Here is a 24,784-nt window from a genome sequence, read left to right on the forward strand (position 1 = left end):
GCATGATGCAGGCGGGTTTTTTATTGCGCTTGCGCCGATGCCGCACGGCGCCGTCGACGGATCACTGGTTCTTGGGCGGCATGGTCGAGGTAGTCGGCAGGCCGTAGGCCACCCAGGTCTCGACGCCGCCGCGATACCAGTAGACGGTCCAGCCCAGCGTGCCGGCGCGCAGCGCCGCGTTGTAGGACGAGCGGTCATTCATGCCCGCGCCCAGGAACACGATGGGCTGGTCGCGCTTGCCACCGGTCTTCTTCATCAACCAGGCATCCAGATCGGCTTGCAGGCCGTCCGTCACGCTGCCGTCCGAACCGGCGTCGGGCAGCGAATAGCCGATGGGCAGCGTGTCCTTCAAGCCGCTGGTGTCGACGAGGATGAGGTTCTTGTCCTTCTTCAACAGCGACACCAGATCCCCGGTGGTGATGATCTGCGCGCGATAGATCTTGTTGGGCGTCGGCCCCTTGTAAGGCGCCGTGAACAGCATGGTCGTGGGCGGCACGCCCATGTCCTTGAGTTCATCGATGGAACCCGGCGGCTGTCCCTGGCCTTGACCTTGACCTTGACCCTGGCCTTGACCCTGGCCCTGCCCTTGACCTTGACCTTGACCTTGACCTTGGCCTTGACCTTGGCCTTGACCTTGGCCTTGACCTTGACCTTGGCCTTGACCCGGCTGCCGCTGCGGCGCGCCCGGCGCCGAGCCGCCCTTGTTGGGCACGACCTCGCCGTTGACGGTGCCCATCTCGATGTCAGAAATCATCACCGCGATGTTCTCGATCAGCTCGTAGCACATCGTGATCGAGCCTTCGCGCGGGCTGTACCAGGCGTTCAGCTTGCCGCAGTCCTTGAAGACCACGTTCACCGGCCGCGGCAGCACATAGGTCTGGCCCAGCAGCTTGATGTTGTCGCCGATCGGCTGGGCCAGCGTCTCGGCGAACAGGTTGCCGATCTTGCGACGCGACGGCTCGAACACCACGTTCACGGGCGCGCCGGGCGCGTTGGCCGGCTGCAGGCCCTCGGGCGACCAGGTGCCCACGCGGGTATGCGGCGCCAGGATCTTGTGCCAGGCGCGGTTCTGCTTGTTGAACTCGTCCGCGCAACGCGCCTTGGTGCGATCCTCCAGGCCGACGCTCTTGGTCACGGACTCGAACACGCCGGGGTTGCCGCCGTACATGATGCACAGCATGTTGCGGAAGCGCTTCAGGTCGCCCGTGTGCTCGTCCTGCCAGGCCGAACCGGACGACGCGCCGCGGTTCTCGGCCAGCTTGCCGCTGTAATACCACTGCAAGGCGGCGTAGATCGCGCCCTCCTTGACCATGGTGTTCACATCCTGGTTGTCCGACGGGTACATGGTCGGCTCGACGATCTTCAGCGCTGCGTAGATGTCGACCGCGTCCTCTTCGGCGCCGGTCGAGGGCAGCTCCAGTTCGCCGATCAGCGCGTGGCCGAATTCGTGCAGGAAGATGCTGCGCATGATGCCGACGTACACCGACACGATGCGCATGTTGTCGCCGCCAAAGCGCGGATACGGGCCCTCGCCCCGCAAGGGCGAATCGGCGCCGCCTTGCTGCCTGGGCGGGTTGCCCGCCGCGCCGCCACCGCTGCCGCCACTCCCGCCGCCACCACCGCGCGCGGGCAGGCCGCCCGCGGCCGGCGCCGGCTTGGCATCGGCCTCGCCCGCCGTGACGGCGAAGTCGGCAATGCCGAAGGTGCCGACGTCATAGGCCATGATGCCGATCTGCGAACCGGTCGCGGGTTCGTCCCTGACATCGCCGATCTTCTGGCCGTTGACGATGAAGCGCGCCGCGCCAGGCAATTCGACCACGCGGATGCGGTCGGAGCCATCCAGCTTGGCGACATTCGGCACCGAGGCGATGTCGCGACGCTTGTCGCCCTGCAGGCAGAACAGGAGCGTGTTCTTGTCGGCCGTCAGTTCAAGCAGGCACAGGCTCTTGTTGGCGCGATTGTTCAACACCACGCCGATCGAAGCCTTGGGATTCGGCGACTTGACCACCACATTCACATCGGTCACTCGGCCAGACTCCGGCGCCGGCCCGACGTTCATGTACAGCGTCTGTTCGCTGCCCGGCGTCGAAGTGTTGCTCAGTGTGAACCAGCCATCCTCCACGCCAGCGGTCCAGCCCTGCAGCATCTGCTGCTGGACCGCGCCGGCCAGCGGGCCGAGCTGCTGCTGGTATTGGGCAAGGGCGGGCGTGCTGAAAGCGCCCACGATGGAAAGCAGAGCGATGCCGCGTAGACGCATCCGGAGTCTCTAAGTAGTCAAATTTGAGTAGCGCAGAATATTCCAGATTGATGCGGCCCGCTTATTCATTTGTTAAAGATGTATCAAAACAAACGCCATGCGGGAACCGTGGCGGATGTCGCTTGTCGCGTGTGCCGCTACGCCTGCGCATCCACCCGCGCCAGCAGCGCCACGACCGTCGCCGCGATGCCTTCCTTGCGGCCCAGATAGCCCAGTCCCTCGTTGGTCTTGGCCTTGATGTTGACCTCGGTGACGGCCAGGCCGGTATCGGCCGCGATGTTCGCCGCCATGGCCGCGGCGTGCGGGCCGATCTTCGGCGCCTGCGCATGCACGGTGGCGTCGATGTTCACCGGCGCCCAGCCGGCCTGGCGCACGCGCGCCATGGCCTCGCGCAGCAGCTTGCGGCTGTCGGCGCCCTTGAAGGCCGGATCGGTGTCGGGAAAGTGGCGTCCGATGTCGCCCAGCCCGGCCGCGCCCAGCAGCGCGTCGATCACGGCGTGCAGCAGCACGTCGGCGTCGGAATGCCCCAGCAGCCCCTGCGTGTGCGGGATCGTCACGCCGCCGATGATGAGGGGCCGGCCTTCGACCAGCGCGTGCACGTCGAAGCCCTGGCCGACGCGGAAAGGAATGCTCATAACCATTTTTCCATCAGTTCGAAATCGTCCGGCCAGGTCACCTTGAAATTGCGCAGGGAACCCGGCACCAGCCTGGGCGCATAGCCCGCGGCCTCGATGGCCGACGCCTCGTCGGTCACCGCCACGCCCGCCACCGCCGCCGCCGTCAGGGCGTCGCGCAGCGCGCCGGCGCGGAACATCTGCGGCGTCTGGGCCAGCCACAGGCCGTTGCGGTCCAGCGTGCGCTCGACGCGCTCGTGGCCGCCCTTGACCGTGTCCGCCACCGGCAGGGCCAGCAGGCCGCCCACCGGATCTGCCAGGCAGGCGTCGATCAGCCGCGCCAGCGCCTCGGCCGGCAGGCCGGGCCGGGCCGCGTCATGCACCAGCACCCAGGTATCGTCGGCCGCGCCGCTGTCGGCCAGCGCGCCGGCCACGGTATCGGCGCGCGTGGCGCCGCCGCAGGCGCGCCATACGGTGCGCGGCAGCCCGGTGAGCGCGTCGTCGACCCAGCCGTCACCGGGCGTCACCGCCACGCGCACCTGGGCGATGCGCGAGTCGGCCAGCAGGGCGCTGACCGCCAGCCGCAGCATGGGTTGGCCGCCCAGCGGCCGGTATTGCTTGGGCACGGCGTCCTGGCCGGGCCGGCTGGCGCGGGCGCCGACGCCCGCGGCGGGCACGATGGCGATGATTGAGTCAGACATGGTGCGAAGATTTTATAATCTTCCGCCTGATGTCCGCTTCCAGCCAGATGCCCGCCTCCCCTACCTCCGCCACGGCGGCGCCGCCCGTGCCCGCGACCGCCGCTACGCTATCCGCACTGAAAACCGGCGCACGCCATGCGCAGCCGCGCCCGCCCGGCTCGGGCGACGCCTGGCTGCTGGCCGACCTGGCACGCCAGGCCGGCGGCCCGCTGGTCATCCTGACGGCCGAGCCGCTGGAGGCACAGAGGCTGGCCGAGGAAATCCAGCTGTTCGCGCCCAACCTGTCGGTGCGCCAGCTGCCCGACTGGGAAACGCTGCCGTATGACGCCTTCTCGCCGCACCAGGACCTGATCTCCGAGCGCCTGCACACGCTGCACGCGCTGATGACGAAATCCGTGGACGTACTGACGGTGCCGGTCACCACCGCCCTGTACCGACTCGCGCCGCCCTCCTTCCTGGCCGCCTACACCTTCTCGTTCAAGCAGAAGGACCGGCTGGACGAGGCCGCGCTGCGCGCGCAGCTGACGCTGGCGAACTACAACCACGTCACCCAGGTCACCGCGCCTGGCGAGTTCTGTCTGCGCGGCGGGCTGATCGATCTGTTCCCGATGGGCTCGGTCCTGCCCTACCGGCTGGACCTCTTCGACGACGAGATCGAGACCATCCGCAGCTTCGACGTCGATACCCAGCGCAGCCTGTATCCGGTGGGTGAAGTGCGCCTGCTGCCGGGCCGCGAGTTCCCCATGGACGAGGACGCCCGCAATCGCTTCCGCGCGCGCTTTCGCGAGGTGTTCGAAGGCGACCCTTCGCGCGCCCTGCCCTACAAGGACATCGGCAACGGCATTCCCTTCGCCGGCGTCGAATACTACCTGCCGCTGTTCTTCGACGAGACCGCGACGCTGTTCGACTATCTGGCCGATGACACGGTCACCGTCACCGTGGGCGACATCGACGATGCCATGCAGCGCTTCGGCCAGGATACGGCCAGCCGGTACGGCTTTCTCAAGAGCGACCGCGAGCGCCCGGTGCTGCCGCCGTCGGCGCTGTTCCTGGACCCGGAGGCGCTGCACGGCAAGCTGAGAGATTTCCGCCGCCTGGCGCTCACCGCCGGCCAGCCGCATCCCGATTTCCGCGCCGCGCCCGACGTCAGCGTGGCGCGCCGCGCCGAGGATCCCGTCGCCAAGCTGCGCGCGCTGGTCCAGGGACGCCAGAACCGCCTGCTCCTGTGCGCCGATTCCGCCGGCCGCCGCGAAACGCTGGTGCAGATGCTCAACGAGTTCGGCGTCACGCCCGACGCCCAGCCCGACAGCATCGAGGCCTTCCTGTCCTCGGACGCGCACTTCGGCATCGCCGCCGCGCCGCTGTCCGCGGGCTTCGGCCTGCCCGGCGCCGGCCTGGCCTTCCTGACCGAGAACGATCTGTACCCCGGACTGGCCACGACAGGACGGCGCGGCAAGCGCGACCAGGAGCGCGCCAGCAACGTCGAAGCCATGGTGCGCGACCTGTCCGAGCTGCGCGCCGGCGATCCGGTGGTGCACGCCCAGCACGGCATCGGCCGCTATCACGGCCTGGTCAACATGGACATGGGCGAAGGCGAGATGGAGTTCCTGCATCTCGAGTACGCCAACGGCAGCACGCTGTACGTGCCGGTGTCGCAGCTGCACGTGATCGCCCGCTACAGCGGCGCCGATCCCGAGGCCGCGCCGCTGCACCAGCTGGGCTCCGGCCAGTGGGACAAGGCCCGCCGCAAGGCCGCCAAGCAGGTGCGCGACACCGCCGCCGAGCTGCTGGCCCTGTACGCGCAGCGGGCCGCGCGCGAAGGCTATGCCTTCAAGCTGCCGCTCAACGACTACGAGGCCTTCGCCGAGGGCTTCGGCTTCGAGGAAACCGCCGACCAGGCCGCCGCCATCCAGGCGGTGATCGCCGACATGACCTCGGGCCGGCCCATGGACCGGCTGGTCTGCGGCGACGTGGGCTTCGGCAAGACCGAAGTGGCGCTGCGCGCCGCCTTCCTGGCCGTGGCCAACGGCAAGCAGGTCGCGCTGCTATGCCCGACCACGCTGCTGGCCGAACAGCACGCCCAGACCTTCTCGGACCGCTTCGCCGACTGGCCGGTGCGCGTGGTGGAACTGTCGCGCTTCCGCTCGGCCAAGGAAGTCGCCACGGCCATCGAGGGCATCAACGACGGCCGCGTGGACATCGTCATCGGCACCCACAAGATCCTGTCCAAGGACGTGAAGTTCAAGCGCCTGGGCCTGGTCATCATCGACGAGGAACACCGCTTCGGCGTGCGCCAGAAGGAAGCGCTGAAGACGCTGCGCGCCGAAGTCGACGTGCTGACGCTGACCGCCACGCCGATCCCGCGCACGCTGGGCATGTCGCTGGAAGGCATCCGCGATTTCTCCGTGATCGCCACCGCGCCGCAGAAGCGCCTGGCCATCAAGACCTTCGTGCGGCGCGAGGATGGCAGCACGCTGCGCGAGGCGCTCTTGCGCGAACTCAAGCGCGGCGGCCAGTGCTACTTCCTGCACAACGAGGTCGAGACCATCCACAACCGCCGCGCGCGGCTGGAAGAGCTGGTGCCCGAGGCCCGCATCGCCGTGGCCCATGGCCAGATGCCCGAGCGCGAGCTGGAGCAGGTGATGAAGGGCTTCTACCAGCAGCGCTACAACGTGCTGCTGTGCACGACCATCATCGAGACCGGCATCGACGTGCCCAGCGCCAACACCATCGTGATCCACCGCGCCGACCGCTTCGGCCTGGCCCAGCTGCACCAGCTGCGCGGCCGCGTGGGCCGTTCGCACCACCAGGCCTACGCCTACCTGCTGACGCCCGGCGAGGACGCCATCACCAGCAATGCCAAGAAGCGCCTGGAAGCGATCCAGGCCATGGAAGAGCTGGGCTCGGGCTTCTACCTGGCCATGCACGACCTGGAGATCCGCGGCACTGGCGAAGTGCTGGGCGATTCGCAGTCCGGCAACATCCAGGAAGTGGGCTTCTCCATGTACAACGAGATGCTCAACGAGGCCGTGCGCGCGCTGCGCGCGGGCGAGGAACCCGACCTGGACGCGCCCTTCAACCTGGCCTGCGAGGTCAACCTGCATGCGCCCGCCCTGCTGCCCTCGGACTATTGCGCCGACGTGCACGCGCGCCTGGCCATCTATAAACGCCTGGCGCACGCGGCCGATGAAGACGACCTGATCCAGATCCAGGAAGAGCTGATCGACCGCTTCGGCAAACTGCCGGAAGCGGCACAGACCCTGCTGACCACGCACCGCCTGCGGCTGGCGGCGCAGCCGCTGGGCATCGTCAAGATCGATGCCAGCGAAACGCAGGCGCTGCTGCAGTTCGGCCCCAAGACGCCGGTGGATCCCGCCCGCATCATCGAGCTGGTCCAACGCCAGCGCCACATCAAGCTGGCCGGCCAGGACAAGCTGCGCGTCGAGATCAAGGCGCAGCAGATCCCGGCGCGCGCCGATGCCGTGCGTGCGGTGCTGCGCGCGCTGAAGTAAGCTGCCGCTACGCCGCGCGCAGACGCCACCGATCCTTATTCGCAAACTTATGACTACTCATCACCTCGTCGTCCAATCCCCGGCCCTGACCGTCGACCAAGCGGAGCAGCTGGCCGCGCTGGCCCAGGCCCAGGGCGTGGCACGCATCAGCGCCACCGCCGCCCGCCTGCTCGACGTGCAGCACGACGACGCCACCCGCGCCGAGGTCCGCGCCTGGGGGGAAAGCAAGGGCATCGATACCGCCTTCCTGCCCGCCGGCCTGAAGCTGTCCAGCTGCAAGGTGCTGGCCATGGACATGGACTCCACGCTGATCAATATCGAGTGCATCGACGAGATCGCCGGCGTGGCGGGCGTCAAGGACAAGGTGTCGGAGATCACCGAGGCCGCCATGCGCGGCGAGATCAAGGACTTCTCCGAAAGCCTGCGCCGCCGCGTCGCCCTGCTCAAGGGCGTGCCGGCCGATGCGCTGGAACAGGTCTACGCGGAAAAGCTGCGCCTGAATCCGGGCGCCGAGCGGCTGATCGGCACCGCCCAGGCCGCCGGCATCAAGGTACTGCTGGTGTCCGGCGGCTTCACCTTCTTCACCGACCGGCTGCGTGAACGCCTGAAACTGGACAGCGCGCACGCCAACACGCTGGAGATCGACAACGGCGTGCTGACCGGCCGCGTGCTGGGCGACATCCTGGACGCCGACGCCAAGGCCGTCTACCTGCGCGAGTTCGCGCGCCAGCACGACGCCACCAAGGAACAGACCATCGCCATGGGCGACGGCGCCAATGACCTGAAGATGCTGGGCGCGGCCGGCTTCCCGGTGGCCTATCACGCCAAGCCGCTGGTGCGCGAGCAGACGCGCTATGCGCTGAACGTGTCGGGGCTGGACGGGGTGTTGAACTGGTTCGAGGGCTGATCGCCTGCACCATGCCCCCCGAGCCGCGCGCCCTGCGGGCGCTAGCTGCCCCCAAGAGGGGGATTTTCATCTTGGGGCGGCCCAAAAATGAAAAAGCCACCGCGAGGTGGCTTTTTCATTTTCGGATGGCGCTGGCGATTAGTACTTCACACGCAGCGACAGCAGCGCCGCGCGGCCAGTGCCCAGCGCCGCGTAGTGCGCCGCGTAGGCCTTGGTGTAGTACGTCTTGTCGAAGACGTTCAGCACGTTCAGCTGCGCCGAGATGTGATCGTTGAACTCGTAGGCCGCCATGGCATCGAAGCGCCAGTACGAAGGCACCCAGCGCGCCTTGGGCGTACCGTCCGCGTTCTTGGTCGAGTCCGAGTTGCCGTACACCTTGTCCACGTAGTAGGCGCCGCCACCCACGGTCAGCTGCGGCAGCACCTTGTAGGTGGACCACAGGCTGAAGGCGTTGCGCGGCGTGTTGGGCAGGTCCTGGCCGACGGCGCCGCTGTTATAGGCGCCCTTGGTCATTTCGCTGTGCATGAAGGTGTAGCCGCCGAACACGTTCCACCTGGGCGTGATGCTGCCCGAGAAACCCAGCTCGATGCCGCGGACCTTGGCTTCGCCGACCTGCGAGGTCTCGGTCGCCGACACAGCAACGCTGGTGTTCTTGCGGATATCCTGGAACAACGCGCCCGACAGCGTCAGGCGATCATCGAATACCTGCCACTTGGTACCCAGCTCGACGCTGCGGCTCTTCTCGGGCTCGAGCGACTGGCTGGTCACCGAAGCCGCGTCGCTGATCGCGCTGGCCGCGATGGCGGACGGCGTCGAAGAGGTGCCGTAGGTCGCGTAGATCGTACCGTTGGGCAGCGGCTTGTAGGCCAGGCCCAGCTGATAGTTGAACAGATTGTCTTCGCGGCTGGTGCTGTAGAACGCCGGGGTGCTCGCCGGGTCGTTGCGGCCCTTGGCGATGTTGCTGCCGCCGGTCCGATAGTTGTCCCAGCGCGCGCCCAGGCTGGCCTGCCACTGATCATTGAACTTGATCGTGTCGAATGCGTAGAGCGCGACGGTGTCCGTGTTGTAGCGGGCAGGATTGTTATTACGCTGCAGATGGCCGGGATAGCTGGCGCTGGGGTCCGGATCCCACAGGGACGTGCACAGCGCGGGATTGGCATAGACATTCTTGCCATTGGACGTGCCGGTCACGCAACCGCTGGTGCCGTTGGCCAGGCCGGTTTCGGTGTAGCCGTCCTTGTCCTGCTTGATGTTGCTGAATTCCAGGCCCAGGTCGAACGCATGCTTCAGACTGCCTGTCTCGAATTCACCAGTCAGGTCGGTCTGGCTGGAGAATGTCTTGGTGACGTAGTAGCCCGACTTCAGCGAGCGGTATACCAGCCCATTGGGCACGTTGCCGCGGCTGTCATCAGGGTTGGTGGCGGCGAAGTCCGTCGTGCCGCGGCCATACCGCACCACGCTGCGCAGTTGCAGCTTGTCCGAGAAGTCGTGCTGGAAATCGACCGTGGCCACGTCGTCGCGCGTCTTCATGAAGTCGCGTTCCTTCAGACCATAGAACGCCTTGCGACTCACTCCCCGGCTTTCCGTCACCGGCTTGCCCGTTTTCGGGTCATACGGGATGGCATAGTCGGGCATGCTGTCGTCTTGATAGTGGTAGTAGCTCAGCGTGATGCGCGTCGGCGTGCCCACGCCCAGCGTCAGCGAAGGCGCCACGCCCCAGCGCTTGAAGTCCACGGCGTCGTCGCGCCCCGGCGCGTCGCCCTTGTTGCCCATCACGTTCAGGCGGAACGCCGCTTTTTCATCCAGGCGCCAGTTGCTGTCGATGGTCGCGCGGTAATTGCTGTCCGTGCCGATCTGGGCCGTCGCCTCGGTGAAATTGGTGGACTTGGGCGTTTTGCTGACCATGTTGATGCTGCCGCCAGCGCCGCCGCGGCCCGAGTAGACCGAGTCCGGTCCCTTGATCACTTCCACCTGTTCCAGGTTGAACGTGTCGCGGACCTGGGTGCTGGCATCGCGGATGCCATCCAGGAAGATGCTGCCGGCCGAATTCTGGCCACGGATGATGGGCAGATCGCCGCCCGGACGGCCGCCTTCGCCGGCGCCAAACGTGATGCCCGGCGAGTTGCGCAGCACATCCTGCAGCGTGCTGGCGGACTGGTCCTGGATCACCTGCTTGGGCACCACCTGCACGGTGCGCGGCGTATCCAGCAACGGCGCCGTCATCTTGGGCGATTGCGCAGTGCTGGTCTGGTAGGAAGACGCCTCGCCCTCCACCCGCACGGGCGCCAGCTGCGACACGCCGCTGGACTGCGCCGCCGCCTGCGGGCTGACGAACAGTGCCGGCATGGCGATAGCAGCGGCCAGCGAACTGGCGAGCGTATTCAGCGAATACGAATCTTGGGGCTTCAAGGCGGCTTCTCCAGAATATGAATAACAACGATTCTTGTTTTTTGATTGACCGCGATTGTGAACTCGAAAGCTGAATGTTTCCTGAAATATGTATGGATTTCTTGGGGTTCGCATGAAAAACAACACTCGTTGCCGGGCGTTCGCTATATATAAAAACTTATAGCGTGATGCGCACACTCATCCTTTTGGTCACATCCATTCTGAATGCGTGTTGACAGGCCGCGTAGTCTGGACAGGGCCCAAAATGCAAAACGCCCCTTCCGGGGCGTCTTGCATTACCGCATGCGCGGGCGCGGCCTCACGTCCGCAGCCTGGGATGCCGCTTGAACAGATACCGGTACACAAACCCCGGATAAGCCAGCACCAGGAACAGGCTCAGCGTGATGGCGTAGAACTCCCAGGTCTGGGAAAAGCGGTTGCCCAGCGTAGACTCGAAGGCAAAGCCCAGCGCGCCCACGACCAGGTAGAACACCAGCACTTCGACCAGGCGCAGCCAGAACGGCTTGACCGCCGCCTGCCCCGCCTGCTTCCAGGGCAGCACGGCGAACACGCGCTCCGTCAGGAAGGGCAGGTTCGCGCTGACCAGGGCCAGCGCGATCAGGAGCCATACCGCCAGGGTCTGGTTCATCCGGTCCGTCCGCTTACAGCAGGTTCAGCGAGCTGCGGATGGCCTGGACGCTCAGCGCCATCAGGCCGCCGGGCAGGATGCCCAGCACCAGGATCAACAGGCCGTTCACCGACAGCACCGCGCGTTGGCCGGCGGAGGCAACCATCGGGGCGGCGTCGGCCGCCGGCTCGTCGAAGTACACGACCTTGACCACGCGCAGGTAGTAGAACGCGCCGATCAGCGAGAACACCACGGCGATCACGGCCAGCGTGACGTGGCCCGCGCCCACCAGCGCCTGCAGCACGGCCAGCTTGGCATAGAAGCCCACCAGCGGCGGGATGCCGGCCAGCGAGAACATCAGCAGCAGCACGATGGCGGCATGCCACGGGCTGCGGCGGTTCAGGCCCTTCAGGTCATCGATGTGCTCGCACTCGAAACCCTGGCGCGACAGCAGCAGCACGATGCCGAAGCTGGCCAGCGTGGTCAGCACGTAGGTCAGCATGTAGAACAGCGAGGCGCCGTAGGCGGCGGCCGACGCGTCCGGCTTGCCGGCGACCGTGCCCGACATCAGGCCCAGCAGCACGAAGCCCATGTGCGAGATGGTCGAGTAGGCCAGCATGCGCTTGAAGTTGGTCTGCGCGATGGCGGTCAGGTTGCCGATGGCCAGCGACAGCACGGCCAGGATCATCAGCATCGGCTGCCAGTCGGCGGCCAGCCCATGCAGGCCGTCGACCAGCAGGCGCAGCGTGATCGCGAAGGCGGCCAGCTTGGGCGCGCCGCCCAGGATCAGCGTGACGGCCGTCGGCGAACCCTGGTAGACGTCCGGCACCCACATGTGGAACGGCACGGCGCCCAGCTTGAAGGCCAGGCCCGACACCAGGAACACGATGCCGAACACCAGCGCCATCTTCTCGGCCTTGCCGGCGGCGATGACCTTGGCGACTTCGGCCAGGTCCAGGTGGCCGGTGGCGCCGTAGACCATCGACATGCCGTACAGCAGGAAGCCCGAGGCCAGCGCGCCCAGCACGAAGTACTTCATGGCGGCTTCGGTGGCGACGACGTTGTCGCGGCGCAGCGCGATCAGCGCGTACAGGGCCAGCGACATCAGTTCCAGGCCGAGGTAGATGGAGATCAGGTTCCCGGAGGAAATCATGACCATCTGGCCCAGCAGCGCGAACAGCGTCAGGACGTAGAGCTCACCGCCCTTGAGCATGTCGCGGACCTGGGCGTAGACGCGGCCATAGACCAGCGTGACGGCCACGGCCACGTAGGACGCGATCTTCAGCAGATGCGACAGTTCGTCGGTGACGTACAGGCCGTTGAAGGTCTTGCCCTTGACGCCGGCGTTCCATTGCATGACGGACACGACGGTCAGCACGCCCAGCGCCAGCATGGTCAGCCAGAACGTCGGCTTGCGCTCGGGGTGATTGCTCACCGCGTCGACGAGCAGGATGGCCAGGCCGAAAACCAGCAGCAGGATTTCCGGTGTCGCCAGGGCGAAATCGATTTGGGATTGCATCATTGTCTAGTCTTACAGTTTCGAGACGCCAACGTGTTGCAGCAGGGCCTCGACCGACACGTGCATCACGTCGGTAAAGGGCTTGGGATAGATCCCCATGTACAACACGGCGATCGCCATCACGCCAAGAATCAGGAATTCGCGACGGTTGATATCGGTCAGCTCACGCACGTGGTCGTTGGCGATGTCGCCCAGCACCACGCGCTTGACCATCCACAGCGAGTACGAGGCGCCCAGGATCAGGGCGGTGGCCGCCAGCAGGCCGATCCAGAAATTGTGCTCGACCGCGCCCATGATCACCAGGAACTCGCCGACGAAACCGCTGGTGGCCGGCAGGCCGCTGTTGGCCATCGAGAACAGGATGAAGAAGGTGGCGAAGCGCGGCATCACGTTGACCACGCCACCGTAGTCGGCGATGCGGCGCGAGTGCATGCGGTCATACAGCACGCCGATACACATGAACATGGCGCCCGAGACGAAGCCGTGCGAGATCATCTGCACGATGGCGCCTTCGATGCCGGCCGTGTTGAAGATGAAGAAGCCCAGCGTCACGAAGCCCATGTGGGCCACCGACGAATAGGCCACCAGCTTCTTCATGTCGTCCTGGACGATGGCGACCAGGCCGATGTAGATCACGGCGATCAGCGACAGCGCGATCATCAGGCCCGACAGGCTGTGCGAGGCGTCAGGGGCGATCGGCAGCGAGAAGCGCAGGAAGCCGTAGGCGCCCAGCTTCAGCATGATCGCGGCCAGCACGATGGAGCCGCCCGTGGGCGCCTCGACGTGGGCGTCCGGCAGCCAGGTGTGCACCGGCCACATCGGCACCTTGACGGCGAAGGCCGCCAGCAGCGCCACGAAGATCAGGATCTGCGGCGTGTGGCCGAGCTTGAGCTGGTGCCAGGACAGGATGTCGAACGAACCGCCCGAGGCGTTCCACAGGTAGATGAAGGCCACCAGCGTCAGCAGCGAGCCCATCAGCGTGTAGAGGAAGAACTTGAAGGCCGCGTAGACCCGGTTCGCCCCGCCCCACACGCCCACGATGATGTACATCGGGATCAGCGTGGCTTCGAAGAACACGTAGAACAGCATGCCGTCCAGCGCCGCGAACACGCCCACCATCAGACCTGACAGGATCAGGAAGGCGGCCATGTACTGCGCCACGCGGCTGGTGATGACTTCCCAGCCCGCCAGCACCACGATGATGGTGATGAAGGCCGTCAGCAGCACGAACCACAGCGAAATGCCGTCCACGCCCAGGTGGTAGTTGACGTTGAAGGCTTCGATCCAGGACGTCTTCTCGACGAACTGCATCGCGGCCGTCTTGGTGTTGAAGCCGGTGTACAGCGGAATGGTGACGAGGAAGCCCGCGATCGAACCGATCAGCGACAGCCCGCGGGTGAGCCCGGGACGGTCGTCACGGCCCACCGCCAGCACCAGCAGGCCGAATACGATCGGTACGAAGATCGCAAGCGTGAGCCAGGGGAAAGTGTTGGATGCCATCTCGCTTGCCATCATTGGGGAATCAGCACAAAGAAAGTCACCAGCGCCATGATGCCGATGATCATCGCGAACGCGTAGTGATAGATGAAGCCGGACTGCAGGTGGCGGCTGATCGCGGACACCCAGCCCACGACGCGGGCGCTGCCGTTGACCAGCAGGCCGTCGATCAGGCCGCGGTCACCGGTCTGCCACAGGCCACGGCCCAGGCAGCGCGCGCCGCGCGCGATGATCTGCTCGTTGATCCAGTCCACGAAGTACTTGTTCTCGAGGATCTTGTTCACGCCCGACAGGCTGGACTTGATCGCGGCCGGAACCTTCGGGTTGATCAGGTAGCAGTACCAGGCGATGACGGCGCCAGCCACGACCAGCCAGAACGGCAGGGTCTGGAAGGCGTGCATGCCGAAGGCGACCCAGCCGTGCCACTCTTCATGCAGCTCGTGCATGGCCGGATGCTGCGGCAGGACCTTGATCACGCCGTCGAAGAACTTGCCGAACAGCATGGGATCCACGGCCCAGGCGCCGACCAGCACCGAGGGGATCGCCAGCAGCAGCAGCGGCAGGGTCACGACCCAGGGCGACTCATGCGGCGTGCCGCCATGATGGCCGTGGTCGTCGTGGCCATGATCGTCGTGGCCGTGGCCATGACCGTGGCCGCTGGTGTCGAAGCGTTCCTTGCCGTGGAAGACCAGGAAGTACACGCGGAACGAGTACAGCGATGTCACGAACACGCCGATCAGCGTCGCGTAGTAGGCAAAGCTCGCGCCCCACACGTTGGCGGCGCCGGCCGCTTCGATGATGTGTTCCTTCGAGTAGAAGCCCGAGAAGAACGGCGTGCCGACCAGGGCCAGCGTGCCCAGGAGGAAGGTGATCCAGGTGATGGGCATGTACTTGCGCAGGCCGCCCATGTTGCGGATGTCCTGGTCGTGGTGCATGCCGATGATGACCGAGCCCGCGCCCAGGAACAGCAGCGCCTTGAAGAAGGCATGGGTCATCAGGTGGAAGATCGCCACCGAGTAGGCCGAGGCGCCCAGCGCCACGGTCATGTAGCCCAGCTGCGACAGCGTGGAGTACGCGACCACGCGCTTGATGTCGTTCTGGATGATGCCCAGGATGCCCAGGAACAGCGCGCCGATGGCGCCGATCACGATGATGAAGGACAGCGCGACGTCGGACAGCTCGAACAGCGGCGAAAAGCGCGCGACCATGAAGATGCCGGCCGTCACCATGGTGGCGGCGTGGATCAGCGCGGAGATCGGGGTCGGGCCTTCCATCGAGTCAGGCAGCCAGGCGTGCAGCGGAACCTGGGCCGACTTGCCCATGGCGCCGATGAACAGGCAGATGCAGGCCACGGTCAGCAGCATCCAGTCCGAGCCGGGCAGCGTCAGCTTGGCCAGCTTGTCGGCCTGGGCGAAGACTTCGCCGTAGTGCATGGTGCCGGCGTAGGCGAACAGCAGGCCGATGCCCAGCACGAAGCCGAAGTCGCCGACGCGGTTGATCAGGAACGCCTTCATGTTGGCGAAGATCGCCGTGGGACGGGTGTACCAGAAGCCGATCAGCAGGTACGACACCAGGCCCACCGCTTCCCAGCCGAAGAACAGCTGCACCATGTTGTTCGACATCACCAGCATCAGCATGGAGAACGTGAACAGCGAGATGTACGAGAAGAAACGCTGGTAGCCGGGATCCTCGGCCATGTAGCCGATGGTGTAGATGTGCACCATCAGCGAGACCGAGGTCACCACGACCATCATCATGGCCGACAGCGGATCGATCAGGAAGCCGATTTCCAGCTTGGTCTGGCCGATCAGGCTCCAGGTGTAGACCGGGCCGTCGAAACGCAGGCCGTTGAGCACGTCGCCCAGCACCACCACCGAACCGACGGCGGAGATGAGCACGCCCAGGATGGTGATGACGTGCGAGGCGCGGCGTCCGATCGGCCGGCCGAGAAAGCCGGTGCCGAACAGGCCCGCGAGGATTGCCCCGGCCAGCGGCGCCAGCGCGATGAGCAGGTAGAGATTGGGTGAGCTAGACATATTCTTCCAATACCCCGTCAGCCCTTCAGGCGATCGAGTTCGTCAACGTTGATCGTGTTCAGGTTGCGGAACAGCAGCACCAGGATGGCCAGGCCGATCGCCGCCTCGGCGGCGGCCACGGTCAGGATGAAGAACACGAACACCTGGCCGGCGGCGTCGCCGAACCAGCTGGAAAACGCCACGAAGTTCATGTTGACGGCCAGGAGCACCAGCTCGATGGACATCAGCAGGATGATGAGGTTGCGGCGGTTCAGGAAGATGCCGAAGATGCCGATGGCGAACAGGATCGCCCCGAGGATCAGGTAGTGGGCCAGCGTCAGCGTCATTGTTTTTCTCCTTGCGGCGCGGCAGCGTCGGCTTGCGTGCCGTTCTGCTTGGCCTGGGCGCGCTCGCTCTGGGCGGGCATGCTCACCAGGCGGAAGCGGTCCTTGGCGCGCACCCGGACGGCGGCGACGGGGTCGTTGTACTTGACGTCGCGGCGGCGGCGCAGGGTCAGCGCGATGGCGGCGACCATGCCGACCAGCAGCAGCGCGGCGCCGACTTCAATGGCGTAGACGTACTGCGTGTACATCAGCTCGCCGAGCGCACGGGCGTTGTTGTAGTCGCCGGCGACCGGGGCTTGCGGGCCCGCGCCGTACCAGGTCGAACCCAGCACGAAGGCCATCTCGACGACCATGACCAGGCCGATGACCAGGCCCAGCGGCAGGTAGGTCTTCAGGCCGCCGCGCAGGGCGTCGATGCGGATGTCCAGCATCATGACCACGAAGAGGAAGAGCACCATCACGGCGCCCACATACACCAGCACCAGCAGCAGCGCCAGGAACTCGGCGCCCAGCAGCATCCACAGCATCGCCGCATTGGCGAAGGCCAGGATCAGGTGCATGACGGCGGTGACCGGGCTGCGCGCGGTGATCACGCGGAACGCCGCGATCACCAGCACGGCGGCCAGCAGGTAGAAAAGGACAGTGGTAAAAGTCATGGATCAGGACCCTGGGCTCAGCGGTAGGGAGCGTCTTCGGCCCGGCGGCGGGCGATGTCGGCTTCGTAGCGGTCGCCCACGGCGAGCAGCATGTCTTTGGTGAAGTACAGGTCGCCGCGCTTCTCACCGTGGTATTCGTGGATGTGCGTTTCCACGATCGAGTCCACGGGGCAGCTTTCCTCACAGAAGCCGCAGAAAATGCACTTCGTCAGGTCGATGTCGTAGCGCGTGGTGCGGCGGGTGCCGTCCTCGCGCTGGTCCGATTCGATGGTGATGGCCATCGCCGGGCACACCGCTTCGCACAGCTTGCAGGCGATGCAGCGCTCTTCGCCGTTGGGATAACGGCGCAGCGCGTGCAGGCCACGGAAACGCGCCGACATCGGCGTCTTTTCCTGGGGGTAGCGCAAGGTGACCTTGCGCTTGAAGAAATACTTGCCCGTCAGGCGCATGCCCTTGAGCAATTCGGTCAGCATCAGGCTGCCGAAGAAATCTTTGATCGCTTCCATATCGTGCCTCTGCCTGGCGGCTTAGCGCCAAATATTCCAGGGCGTCTGCATCCAGATCGCCACAACGACCAGCCACACGCCGGTCAGCGGGATGAAGATCTTCCAACCCAAACGCATGATCTGGTCATAGCGGTAACGCGGGAACGACGCGCGGAACCAGATGAACAACGAGACCACCACGAACGTCTTCAGGCCAAGCCAGATCCAACCCGGGACCCAGGTCAGCGGGGCGATTTCGATCGGAGCGGTCCAACCGCCCAGGAACATGATCGAAGCCATGCAGGACAGCAGGATCATGTTGGCGTATTCGCCCAGGAAGAACAGCGCGAAGGCCATGCCCGAGTATTCGACCATGTGGCCGGCCACGATTTCCGATTCGCCTTCGACCACGTCGAACGGGTGGCGGTTGGTTTCAGCCACGGCCGAGATCACGTAGATCACGAACAGCGGCAGCAGCGGCAGCCAGTTCCAGGACATGAAGTTCAGGCCCTTGTCGGCGAACCAGCCGCGGGTCTGGCCCATCACGATCTCGGACATGTTCAGGCTGCCCGACACCAGCAGCACGGTGACCAGCACGAAACCGATGGCCAGCTCGTACGACACCATCTGCGCCGAGGCGCGCAGCGCGCCCAGGAAGGCGTACTTGGAGTTCGACGCCCAGCCCGCCACGATCACGCCGTACACGCCGATGGACGTGATGGCCATGACGTACAGCAGGCCGGCGTTGACGTTGGCCAGCACCACGTCGGGGCCGAAGGGCACCACGGCCCAGGCCGCCAACGCGGGCATCAGGGTGACGACCGGCGCCACCACGAACAGCACCTTGTTGGCTTCGCTGGGGACCACGACTTCCTTGGTCAGCAGCTTGAACACGTCGGCGAAGGGCTGCAGCAGCCCCTTGAAACCCACGCGGTTCGGTCCCATGCGGACGTGCATGGCGCCGATCATCTTGCGTTCCCAGTACGTCAGGTACGCGACGCACAGGATGATGGGCACTGCGATCACGACGATCTTGATGAGCGTCCACAGAACCAGCCAGACCGTCGGGCCGAGCAACGCCTGGCCGTGGCTCTGGAGAACATTAAGCCATTCCATCAGGCACGCTCCACGCTGATTTGACCGAATGCGCCACCCAGGGCCACGGTGCTTTCAAAGGCTGCGGAGATGCGCAGGGCGCGATCGGCCACGGCATCATCCTGCACGGTTTCGAGTTCGACGGCGCCCTGCCCGCCCGTCACGCGCACCTTGACGCCGGCCGTCAGGCCGAGGCTGGTGAGCGTGCGGCCGTTCATGCGCGCGGCGGGCTTCTTCGAAGCCGGCGCGGCCTGCAGCGGCTCGGAACGGCGCACCATGGCGTCGCTGCGATAGATCGGCACGTCGGCCACGCGCTCCAGGCCGCCCAGGACCTGGCCCAGGCCCGGCTGGGCCTTGATGGCGTTGGACAGGCGATTTTCCACGCCGCCGGCCAGCACGGCGTCGCGCACGGACTCGGAGGTCTCGTCGTCGAAGCCGGCCAGATGCAGGACATTGCCCAGCACGCGCAGGACCTTCCAGCCCGGACGGGTCTGGCCGAACGGCGAGACCGTGCCCTTGAAGCTTTGCGGCAGGCCCTGGGCATTGACGTAGGTGCCCGAGGTTTCGGTGAACGGCGACACGGGCAGCATGACATCGGCCCAGTCGGCGGCAGCCGAGCGGTACGGGGTCAGCGCCACGGCGAACTGCGCGCCGCGCAGCGCGGCCACGGCCTGGGCGCCGTTGTCGGCGTCCAGCAGCGGCTCGGCGTGCAGCACGACGTAGGCCTTCAGCGGCTCGGCCAGCATGGCGGCGGCGTTCTTGCCGCCCTGCCCCGGCACGGCGCCGGCCAGGTAACCGCCGACGGTGTTGCCGCCGGAGGTCAGGAAGCCGAACTTGCCGCCGGCCAGCGCGGCCACGGCCTGGCCGTTGGCGGCCAGGGTCGAGGCCTGGCCGCTGGCCACGGCCAGGTTGCCCATCAGCACGGCGGTGTTGGAACCCGAGGCCAGGCTGGCGGCGATGATCTTGGCTTGTTCACCCGGCGTGACCGAAGCGAACTCGGCCGGCACGGCCTGTTCCTTGGCCTGGGCCAGCGCGACGGCCACTTCGGCCAGCGCGCGCGCCAGCTCGGAGGGCGCCACGGTGACGCGACCGGCGACCGGCATCAGCGGGTCGTCGGCGGCGCTGTCGACCAGCAGGATCTGCGTGCCGCGCTTGGCGGCCTGGCGCAGGCGCTGGGCCATCAGCGGATGGTCCTTGCGCAGGAACGAACCGACCACCAGCACGCGGTCCAGGTTGTCCAGCTCGGCGATGGGCATGCCCAGCCACGGCGCGCCCGACAGGGCGGCGTCGAAGGACGCGTCGGTCTGGCGCAGGCGGAAGTCGATGTTCTCGGAACCCAGCGCGCGGACCAGGCGGCCCAGCAGCGCGTATTCTTCAAGCGTGGCGTACTCGGAGGCCAGCGCGCCGATCTGGCCGGCGCCGAAGCTGTCGCGCACGCGCGACAGACCTTGGGCCACGGCCTGGAGCGCGTCGGCCCAGGAGGCTTCCTGCCACTTGCCGTCGGCGCCCTTGATCATGGGCGCGGACAGGCGGTCTTCGCTGTTCAGGCCTTCATACGAGAAGCGGTCGCGGTCGCTGATCCAGCATTCGTTGACGGCTTCGTCTTCGAACGGCACCACGCGCATGACGCGGTCGCCCTTGACCTGGATGACCAGGTTGGCGCCCAGGCTGTCGTGCGGGCTGACCGAGCGGCGGCGGGCCAGCTCCCAGGTGCGCGCGCTGTAGCGGAAGGGCTTGGAGGTCAGCGCGCCCACCGGACAGATGTCGATCATGTTGCCCGACAGCTCGGACTCGATCGAGCGGCCGACGAAGGACGTGATCTCGGAGTGTTCGCCACGGCCGAGCATGCCCAGCTCCATGACGCCGGCGATTTCCTGGCCGAAGCGCACGCAGCGGGTGCAGTGGATGCAGCGGCTCATTTCCTCGGCCGACACCAGCGGGCCCAGGTCCTTGTGGAACACCACGCGCTTCTCTTCCTGGTAGCGCGAGGAAGAGCCGCCGTAGCCCACGGCCAGATCCTGCAGCTGGCACTCGCCGCCCTGATCGCAGATCGGGCAATCCAGCGGGTGATTGATCAGCAGGAATTCCATCACCGACTGCTGAGCGGCGCGAGCCTTCTCGGAGCAGGTGTGCACGACCATGCCGTTGGTAACGGGGGTGGCGCAGGCGGGCAGCGCCTTGGGCGCCTTTTCCACTTCAACCAGGCACATGCGGCAGTTGGCCGCGATGGACAGTTTCTTGTGGTAGCAGAAATGCGGCACGTAAAGCCCGATCTTCTGGGCCGCATGCATCACCATGCTGCCTTCGGGCACTTCGACCTTATTGCCGTCGACGGTTAGTTCAACCATTGCTGTTCCTGAGACCTACAGATATTGCGGGACCACACAAGACTTGTGCTCGATGTGGTGCGCGAATTCGTCGCGAAAATGCTTGAGGAAGCCACGCACGGGCATGGCCGCGGCGTCGCCCAGGGCGCAGATGGTGCGGCCCATGATGTTGCCCGCCACGTTGTCCAGCATGTCCAGATCTTCCGGACGGCCGTGGCCGGTTTCAATGCGGTGCACCATGCGGTACAGCCAGCCGGTGCCTTCACGGCACGGCGTGCACTGGCCGCAGCTTTCCTCGAAATAGAAATACGACAGGCGCATGAGCGACTTGACCATGCAGCGCGTCTCGTCCATGACGATCACGGCGCCCGAACCCAGCATGGAGCCCGCCTTGGCGATGGCGTCGTAGTCCATGGTGGTGTCCATCATGATGTCGGCGGGCAGCACCGGAGCGCTGGAACCGCCGGGGATCACGGCCTTGAGCTTCTTGCCGCCGCGCATGCCGCCGGCCAGCTCGAGCAGCGTCGAGAACGGGGTGCCCAGCGGGATCTCGTAGTTGCCGGGACGTTCGACGTCGCCGGAGATCGAGAACAGCTTGGTGCCGCCGTTGTTGGGCTTGCCGACCTCGAGGTAGGCCTGGCCGCCGTTGCGGATGATCCAGGGCACCGCCGCGAAGGTCTCGGTGTTGTTGATGGTGGTGGGCTTGCCGTACAGGCCGAAGCTGGCCGGGAACGGCGGCTTGAAACGCGGCTGGCCCTTCTTGCCTTCCAGCGATTCGAGCAGCGCGGTTTCCTCGCCGCAGATGTAGGCGCCGTAGCCGTGGAACCCGTGCAGCTGGAAGTTGAATTCCGAGCCCAGGATCCTGTCGCCCAGGAAGCCGGCGGCGCGCGCCTCTTCCAGCGCCTCTTCGAAGCGTTGGTAGACCTCGAAGATTTCGCCGTGGATGTAGTTGTAGCCCACGCTGATGCCCATCGCGTAGGCGGCGATGGCCATGCCCTCGATCACGATGTGCGGGTTGAAGCGCAGGATGTCGCGGTCCTTGAACGTGCCCGGCTCGCCTTCGTCGGAGTTGCAGACGAGGTACTTCTGGCCCGGGAACGCGCGCGGCATGAAGCTCCACTTCAGGCCGGTCGGGAAGCCCGCGCCGCCACGGCCGCGCAGGCCGGAGGCCTTGACCTCGGCGATCACGTCCTCCGGCTTCATGCCGGTGGTCAGGATCTTCTTCAGGGCTTCGTAGCCGCCGCGTTTGACGTAGTCGGCCAGGCGCCAGTTGGCGCCGTCGACGTCGGCCATGATCTGCGGCTTGATGTGCCGGCCGTGCAGGCACATGGAATTGGCCAGGTCGTTCAGCGGATTGGGATCCAGACCTTGCGAGAACTGCTTGTAGATGTCGGGCGCGTTCATGCCGACTCTCCTTGCGCCTTCAGGGCCGCGACCAGCGCGTCCAGCTTTTCTTCCGTCATGCGCACGCACATGTGCTTGTTGTTGACCAGCAGCACGGGGGAATCGCCGCAGGCGCCCATGCACTCGCCTTCCACCAGCGTGAACTGGCCGTCGGCGGTGGTTTCCTTCCAGTCGACGCCCAGCTTGCGCTTGAGGTAATCGCCGACGCGTTCGCCGTCGCGCAAGGCACAGGGCAAGTTCGTGCAGACCGAGATCTTGTTCTTGCCGACGGGCTTGACGTCGAACATGTTGTAGAAAGTGGCGACTTCCTGGACCGCGATGGGCGGAACGCCGATGTAGTTGGCCACATCCTCGATGATGTCGGTCGCCAACCAGCCCTTTTCTTCTTGCGCGATGGCAAGCGAGGCCATGATGGCGGACTGCCGCTGGTCGGCCGGGAACTTCGCGAGTTCTCGGTCGATTTTCTGGTAGGCCTGTTCGGAAAGCAGCATAGTTTGAATCCGGGTTATGCGGTCGTGCTCGTGACGGTCTCTGGGCGGATCAGCGGTCGATCTCGCCGAAAACGATGTCCTGCGTACCGATGATGGTGACGGCGTCGGCGATCATGTGACCGCGCGACATTTCATCCAGCGACTGCAGATGGGCGAAGCCGGGCGCGCGAATCTTCAGGCGGTACGGCTTGTTGGCGCCGTCGGACACCAGATAGATGCCGAACTCGCCCTTCGGGTGCTCGACCGAGGCGTAGGACTCGCCGGGCGGCACGTGGAAGCCTTCGGTGAAGAGCTTGAAGTGATGGATCAGCTCTTCCATGTTGGTCTTCATGGCGGTGCGCTTGGGCGGGGCGATCTTGTGATTCTCGATCATGACCGGGCCCGGGTTGTTGCGCAGCCATTCCACGCACTGGCGGATGATGCGGTTGCTCTGGCGCATTTCGGCCACGCGGACCAGGTAGCGGTCGTAGCAGTCGCCGTTCACGCCCACGGGGATGTCGAAATCGAGCAGATCGTAGACTTCGTAGGGCTGCGTCTTGCGCAGGTCCCAGGCCACGCCGGAACCACGCAGCATCGGGCCGGTGAAGCCCAGCGCCTTGGCGCGATCGGGATCGACCACGCCGATGCCCACCAGGCGCTGCTTCCAGATGCGGTTGTCGGTGAGCAGGGTTTCGTACTCGTCGACGCAACCGGGGAAGCGGTTGGTGAAGTCCTCGATGAAGTCCAGCAGCGAACCGGAGCGCGCATCGTTCATGGCGCGCACTTCCTTGTCGCCACGGTACTTGCTGGTGTCACCGTACTGCGGCATCGAATCCGGCAGGTCGCGATAGACGCCGCCCGGACGGTAGTAGGCCGCGTGCATGCGCGCGCCCGAGACCGCTTCGTAGCAGTCCATCAGGTCTTCGCGTTCACGGAAGGCGTACAGGAACACCGCCATGGCGCCCACGTCCAGCGCGTGCGAACCCAGCGACATCAGGTGGTTCAGCAGACGCGTGATTTCGTCGAACATCACGCGGATGTACTGGGCGCGCAGCGGCGCTTCCACGCCCAGCAGCTTCTCGATGGCCATGACGTAGGCGTGCTCGTTGCACATCATGGACACGTAGTCCAGGCGGTCCATGTAGGGCAGCGCCTGGATGTAGGTCTTGTGCTCGGCCAGCTTTTCGGTCGCGCGGTGCAGCAGGCCGATGTGCGGGTCGGCGCGCTGGATGACTTCGCCGTCCAGTTCCAGCACCAGGCGCAGCACGCCGTGCGCAGCCGGGTGCTGCGGGCCGAAGTTGAGCGTGTAGTTCTTGATTTCTGCCATGACTTAATGCCCCAAGCCGTAGTTGTCTTCGCGGACCACGCGCGGCGTGATTTCGCGCGGATCGATCGTGACCGGCTGGTAGATGACGCGGCGCTGTTCGGGGTCGTAGCGCATTTCGACGGTGCCCGACAGCGGGAAGTCCTTGCGGAACGGGTGGCCGATGAAGCCGTAGTCGGTAAGGATGCGGCGCAGGTCGGGGTGGCCTTCGAAGACGATGCCGTACAGGTCGAACGCTTCGCGCTCGAACCAGCCCACGCCGGGCCAGCATTCCATCAGCGAGGCGACCATCGGGAACTCGTCGTCGGGCGCCCAGGTGCGCACGCGCAGGCGCCAGTTGTGCTCGATCGACAGCAGGTGCACCACCACGGCGAAGCGCGAGCGGTGGACGCGGGCGTTGGTTTCCTCGGGCAATTGGCGCGTGCCGTTGCCCCAGGTCAGGTAGTCGACGCCACAGAGGTCGACACAGGTTTCAAAGCGCAAGCCGGCTTCGGTGCGCAGCTTGGTGCAGACGGAGAACCATTGTTCCGCAGGCACTTCGAGCGTCAGCTCGCCCAGCGCCTCGGTCAGCGCGATATCCGCGCCGAGGGTGGTCTGCAAATTGGTCTTCAGGGTTTCGAGCCTGGTCATCATCTTGTACG

General features: G+C 65.8%; 19 protein-coding genes. 2 read left to right on the forward strand and 17 right to left on the reverse strand.

The genetic code is table 11. The annotated features are described in order from the left end of the window. Positions 1-61 precede the first annotated feature (61 nt). The 3 genes from AC6LJ9_RS10750 to ispD all read right to left on the reverse strand — a co-directional run bounded on the left by AC6LJ9_RS10750 (position 62) and on the right by ispD (position 3,572). Complete coding sequence (locus tag AC6LJ9_RS10750; RefSeq protein ID WP_498147524.1) at positions 62-2,257, reverse strand: DUF4344 domain-containing metallopeptidase; 2,196 nt, start codon at positions 2,255-2,257, stop codon at positions 62-64. A gap of 137 nt (positions 2,258-2,394) precedes the next feature. Beyond that, on the reverse strand, positions 2,395-2,892 hold the full coding sequence (gene ispF / locus AC6LJ9_RS10755; protein WP_498147525.1) for a 2-C-methyl-D-erythritol 2,4-cyclodiphosphate synthase: 498 nt from the start codon (positions 2,890-2,892) through the stop codon (positions 2,395-2,397). Beyond that, positions 2,889-3,572 carry a 2-C-methyl-D-erythritol 4-phosphate cytidylyltransferase gene (gene ispD / locus AC6LJ9_RS10760; RefSeq protein WP_498147526.1) on the reverse strand — a complete coding sequence of 228 codons (684 nt, stop codon included), beginning with the start codon at positions 3,570-3,572 and terminating at the stop codon, positions 2,889-2,891. The genes ispF and ispD overlap by 4 nt, the downstream gene beginning before the upstream one ends. Before the next feature lie 47 nt (positions 3,573-3,619). On the opposite strand from ispD, the gene mfd reads away from it, so the two are divergent. Both mfd and serB read left to right on the forward strand, forming a co-directional pair. Continuing rightward, complete coding sequence (gene mfd, locus AC6LJ9_RS10765) at positions 3,620-7,084, forward strand: transcription-repair coupling factor (RefSeq protein ID WP_498147527.1); 3,465 nt, start codon at positions 3,620-3,622, stop codon at positions 7,082-7,084. A gap of 49 nt (positions 7,085-7,133) precedes the next feature. After that, positions 7,134-7,991 carry a phosphoserine phosphatase SerB gene (gene serB / locus AC6LJ9_RS10770; RefSeq protein WP_498147528.1) on the forward strand — a complete coding sequence of 286 codons (858 nt, stop codon included), beginning with the start codon at positions 7,134-7,136 and terminating at the stop codon, positions 7,989-7,991. A 138-nt stretch (positions 7,992-8,129) separates the two neighbouring features. On the opposite strand, the gene AC6LJ9_RS10775 is transcribed toward serB, so the two are convergent. The 14 genes from AC6LJ9_RS10775 to AC6LJ9_RS10840 form a co-directional block, all read right to left on the reverse strand. Further along, the gene (locus AC6LJ9_RS10775) at positions 8,130-10,400 is read right to left on the reverse strand and encodes a TonB-dependent receptor (RefSeq protein ID WP_498147529.1); all 2,271 of its coding nucleotides are present in this window, start codon (positions 10,398-10,400) and stop codon (positions 8,130-8,132) included. Between the two features lie 298 nt (positions 10,401-10,698). After that, positions 10,699-11,028 (reverse strand): DUF2818 family protein, encoded by a 330-nt coding sequence (locus AC6LJ9_RS10780; RefSeq protein WP_498147530.1) that lies wholly within the window; start codon positions 11,026-11,028, stop codon positions 10,699-10,701. Positions 11,029-11,041: 13 nt separating this feature from the next. Next, positions 11,042-12,529, reverse strand: a complete 1,488-nt coding sequence (nuoN, locus tag AC6LJ9_RS10785; RefSeq protein WP_212313970.1) for an NADH-quinone oxidoreductase subunit NuoN — start codon at positions 12,527-12,529, stop codon at positions 11,042-11,044. 9 nt (positions 12,530-12,538) lie between these two features. After that, on the reverse strand, positions 12,539-14,041 hold the full coding sequence (locus tag AC6LJ9_RS10790) for an NADH-quinone oxidoreductase subunit M (RefSeq protein WP_498147531.1): 1,503 nt from the start codon (positions 14,039-14,041) through the stop codon (positions 12,539-12,541). Further along, a complete protein-coding gene (gene nuoL, locus AC6LJ9_RS10795; protein WP_498147532.1) occupies positions 14,038-16,059 on the reverse strand; it encodes an NADH-quinone oxidoreductase subunit L in 2,022 nt (673 codons plus the stop codon). Before nuoL ends, AC6LJ9_RS10790 begins: the two co-directional genes overlap by 4 nt. 17 nt (positions 16,060-16,076) lie before the next feature. After that, positions 16,077-16,385: an NADH-quinone oxidoreductase subunit NuoK gene (nuoK, locus tag AC6LJ9_RS10800; protein WP_103273068.1), complete on the reverse strand. Its 309-nt coding sequence runs from the start codon at positions 16,383-16,385 to the stop codon at positions 16,077-16,079. Then, positions 16,382-17,038 carry an NADH-quinone oxidoreductase subunit J gene (locus AC6LJ9_RS10805; protein WP_212313962.1) on the reverse strand — a complete coding sequence of 219 codons (657 nt, stop codon included), beginning with the start codon at positions 17,036-17,038 and terminating at the stop codon, positions 16,382-16,384. The genes nuoK and AC6LJ9_RS10805 overlap by 4 nt, the downstream gene beginning before the upstream one ends. 17 nt (positions 17,039-17,055) lie before the next feature. Then, positions 17,056-17,544: an NADH-quinone oxidoreductase subunit NuoI gene (gene nuoI, locus AC6LJ9_RS10810; protein WP_103273066.1), complete on the reverse strand. Its 489-nt coding sequence runs from the start codon at positions 17,542-17,544 to the stop codon at positions 17,056-17,058. Positions 17,545-17,565: 21 nt separating this feature from the next. Next, positions 17,566-18,639 (reverse strand): NADH-quinone oxidoreductase subunit NuoH, encoded by a 1,074-nt coding sequence (gene nuoH, locus AC6LJ9_RS10815; RefSeq protein WP_498147533.1) that lies wholly within the window; start codon positions 18,637-18,639, stop codon positions 17,566-17,568. Beyond that, the gene (nuoG, locus tag AC6LJ9_RS10820) at positions 18,639-20,966 is read right to left on the reverse strand and encodes an NADH-quinone oxidoreductase subunit NuoG (protein ID WP_498147534.1); all 2,328 of its coding nucleotides are present in this window, start codon (positions 20,964-20,966) and stop codon (positions 18,639-18,641) included. Before nuoG ends, nuoH begins: the two co-directional genes overlap by 1 nt. Positions 20,967-20,981: 15 nt before the next feature. Next, complete coding sequence (gene nuoF, locus AC6LJ9_RS10825; RefSeq protein ID WP_498147535.1) at positions 20,982-22,349, reverse strand: NADH-quinone oxidoreductase subunit NuoF; 1,368 nt, start codon at positions 22,347-22,349, stop codon at positions 20,982-20,984. Further along, a complete protein-coding gene (gene nuoE / locus AC6LJ9_RS10830; protein WP_103273062.1) occupies positions 22,346-22,840 on the reverse strand; it encodes an NADH-quinone oxidoreductase subunit NuoE in 495 nt (164 codons plus the stop codon). Before nuoE ends, nuoF begins: the two co-directional genes overlap by 4 nt. Before the next feature lie 49 nt (positions 22,841-22,889). Continuing rightward, a complete protein-coding gene (locus tag AC6LJ9_RS10835) occupies positions 22,890-24,146 on the reverse strand; it encodes an NADH-quinone oxidoreductase subunit D (protein WP_103273061.1) in 1,257 nt (418 codons plus the stop codon). A 3-nt stretch (positions 24,147-24,149) separates the two neighbouring features. After that, a complete protein-coding gene (locus tag AC6LJ9_RS10840) occupies positions 24,150-24,776 on the reverse strand; it encodes an NADH-quinone oxidoreductase subunit C (protein ID WP_498140758.1) in 627 nt (208 codons plus the stop codon). Positions 24,777-24,784: the final 8 nt, after the last annotated feature.

It is taken from the genome of Achromobacter sp. 1011811831 (assembly GCF_059760905.1).

Coding starts and splice junctions, on each gene's coding strand:
- nuoI (WP_103273066.1), bottom strand. CDS start 17,544: ATGGAAGCGATCAAAGATTTCTTCGGCAGCCTGATGCTGACCGAATTG.
- nuoL (WP_498147532.1), bottom strand. CDS start 16,059: ATGTCTAGCTCACCCAATCTCTACCTGCTCATCGCGCTGGCGCCGCTG.
- nuoN (WP_212313970.1), bottom strand. CDS start 12,529: ATGATGCAATCCCAAATCGATTTCGCCCTGGCGACACCGGAAATCCTG.
- mfd (WP_498147527.1), top strand. CDS start 3,620: ATGCCCGCCTCCCCTACCTCCGCCACGGCGGCGCCGCCCGTGCCCGCG.
- AC6LJ9_RS10805 (WP_212313962.1), bottom strand. CDS start 17,038: ATGACTTTTACCACTGTCCTTTTCTACCTGCTGGCCGCCGTGCTGGTG.
- serB (WP_498147528.1), top strand. CDS start 7,134: ATGACTACTCATCACCTCGTCGTCCAATCCCCGGCCCTGACCGTCGAC.
- AC6LJ9_RS10790 (WP_498147531.1), bottom strand. CDS start 14,041: ATGATGGCAAGCGAGATGGCATCCAACACTTTCCCCTGGCTCACGCTT.
- AC6LJ9_RS10780 (WP_498147530.1), bottom strand. CDS start 11,028: ATGAACCAGACCCTGGCGGTATGGCTCCTGATCGCGCTGGCCCTGGTC.
- ispD (WP_498147526.1), bottom strand. CDS start 3,572: ATGTCTGACTCAATCATCGCCATCGTGCCCGCCGCGGGCGTCGGCGCC.
- nuoF (WP_498147535.1), bottom strand. CDS start 22,349: ATGAACGCGCCCGACATCTACAAGCAGTTCTCGCAAGGTCTGGATCCC.
- nuoK (WP_103273068.1), bottom strand. CDS start 16,385: ATGACGCTGACGCTGGCCCACTACCTGATCCTCGGGGCGATCCTGTTC.
- AC6LJ9_RS10840 (WP_498140758.1), bottom strand. CDS start 24,776: ATGATGACCAGGCTCGAAACCCTGAAGACCAATTTGCAGACCACCCTC.
- nuoE (WP_103273062.1), bottom strand. CDS start 22,840: ATGCTGCTTTCCGAACAGGCCTACCAGAAAATCGACCGAGAACTCGCG.
- AC6LJ9_RS10750 (WP_498147524.1), bottom strand. CDS start 2,257: ATGCGTCTACGCGGCATCGCTCTGCTTTCCATCGTGGGCGCTTTCAGC.
- AC6LJ9_RS10835 (WP_103273061.1), bottom strand. CDS start 24,146: ATGGCAGAAATCAAGAACTACACGCTCAACTTCGGCCCGCAGCACCCG.
- nuoH (WP_498147533.1), bottom strand. CDS start 18,639: ATGGAATGGCTTAATGTTCTCCAGAGCCACGGCCAGGCGTTGCTCGGC.
- ispF (WP_498147525.1), bottom strand. CDS start 2,892: ATGAGCATTCCTTTCCGCGTCGGCCAGGGCTTCGACGTGCACGCGCTG.
- nuoG (WP_498147534.1), bottom strand. CDS start 20,966: ATGGTTGAACTAACCGTCGACGGCAATAAGGTCGAAGTGCCCGAAGGC.